The sequence below is a fragment of the Corallococcus sp. CA047B genome (genome assembly GCF_003612065.1).
Lineage (GTDB): Bacteria > Myxococcota > Myxococcia > Myxococcales > Myxococcaceae > Corallococcus > Corallococcus praedator.
Genome location: NZ_RAWD01000631.1, coordinates 1 through 1,730 on the forward strand (window position 1 = coordinate 1; position 1,730 = coordinate 1,730).

1 protein-coding gene is annotated in these 1,730 nt (G+C 72.1%); it reads right to left on the reverse strand.

Going from position 1 to position 1,730, the window contains the following annotated elements:
- Positions 1–309 precede the first annotated feature (309 nt).
- On the reverse strand, positions 310–1,730 hold a 1,421-nt coding region (locus tag D7X74_RS41775), incomplete at its 5' end, for an MATE family efflux transporter (protein ID WP_233602490.1).

Genomic DNA, 1,730 nt, shown 5'->3' on the forward strand with positions numbered 1-1,730 from the left:
ACTCCATCCCCGCCACCGCTGTCGTCGCCACCGCCCCGCCCAGACCCACTATCGCCACGCCCAGCCGCTCGTTGCCCGCCATGTGTGTAACGCCCCTTCCCCTCGACCGTTTCACCCCAGGCTCTCGCGGCGACGCGTTGGGGGCGGCTCCGGGATGTCGGGAGCGCCCGGCGTCTGGAGGCGCCGGGGGCGCTCCACCCGCTGCGGGAGTTCCGGGAAAGTCGGCACATGGGCGAGCGCTTTCAACTCAGCCTCTGGACCGTGTGGAGTGTCCGAAGCCGGCGTCCGGCCTCGGTCCGGCGTCTGGCTTCAGACGTGCCGCAGCTTCCACTGCCCGCGCCGGAAGAGGGCCGCGCTGGCCAGCCCCAGGGCGCCATACGTGATGGCGATGGAGGCGAAGGCCCCGGAAGGGCCCCACCCCAGGGGGATGGCGAGCAACCACGCCAGTGGCAGTTGGAAGCCCCAGCAGAAGACGAGGTTCACCAGCGTGGGCGTGGTGGTGTCCCCCGCGCCGTTGAAGGCATGGGGCAGCACGGTGACGAAGGCGTAGAGGGCCAGGCTGCAGCTGACGATGCGCAGGCAGCGCGTGGCGTGCAGGCCCACCTCCGGGTCGGTGGTGAAGGAGTGGATGAGCGGATCCGCGAAGACGAGGAAGCCCAACGCGACCGCGGCGAGGAAGCCGAGCGTGTAGAAGCTGGCGCGCCACGCGGCGCGCTCCGCCCGGTCGGTGTCGCCCGCGCCCAGGCTCTGGCCCACCAGCGTTCCGGCCGCGTGGCTCAGGCCCCACGTGGGCTGCTGCGCGAAGAGCAGGACGCGCATGGCCAGCGTGTAGCCCGCGAGCGCCGCGCTGCCGAAGGTGGCCACGATGCGCATCAGGATGAGCCAGCTGGACATGGTCAGCAGGTACTGGAAGGTGGCGCCGCCGGACAGCTTCAGGAGCGAGCGCAGCGTGTCCCACTCCACGCACAGGTGGCGGCGGCGCAATGCCAGACGTCCGGTGCCCTTGAGCAGCCGGTGCAGTTGATACACGACGCCGGTGGAGCGGCCCACGGTGGTGGCCACCGCCGCGCCCAGGACGCCCATGGCGGGCACGGGTCCCAGGCCGAAGATGAACAGCGGCGCGAGCACGATGTTGACGGTGTTGGCCAGCCACAGCGCGCGCATGGAGGTGGTCGCGTCGCCCGCGCCGCGCAGGACGGCGCTGATGAGGAACAGCAGCATGATGATGGGGAAGCTGGCCAGCATCAGCCGCGCGTAGGGCACGCCGTGCTCCAGCACGCCCGGGGCCGCGCCCAGCGCCAGGAGGATGGGGCGCGCGAACACGGCGCCCCCAAGGCCCACGGGAATGGACAGGGCGAGTCCCAGGCCCAGGGCCTGCACGGCGGTGCGTCCGGCGCGCTCGGCGTCCTTCTGTCCCACGCGTCGGGCGATGAGCGCGGTGGCGCCGATGGCGAGCCCCAGCGGCAGGGTCTGGAAGAGCGTGAGCACGGACTCCGTGAGGCCCACGGTGGCGATGGCGTCCGCGCCCAGGCGGGAGACGAAGAGCACGTCCACCAGCGCGAACACGGACTCCATCACCATCTCCAGCACCATGGGCACGGAGAGCAGCAGGAAGGCGCGGTCCACGGGGCCGGTCGCCAGGTCCTCGGTGGACCCGCGCACGGCCAGCCACAGGGAGGCGAGGAGACCCTTGAGCCCCGTGGCCGGGGGGGAGGCGTCTGGGGCGAAGG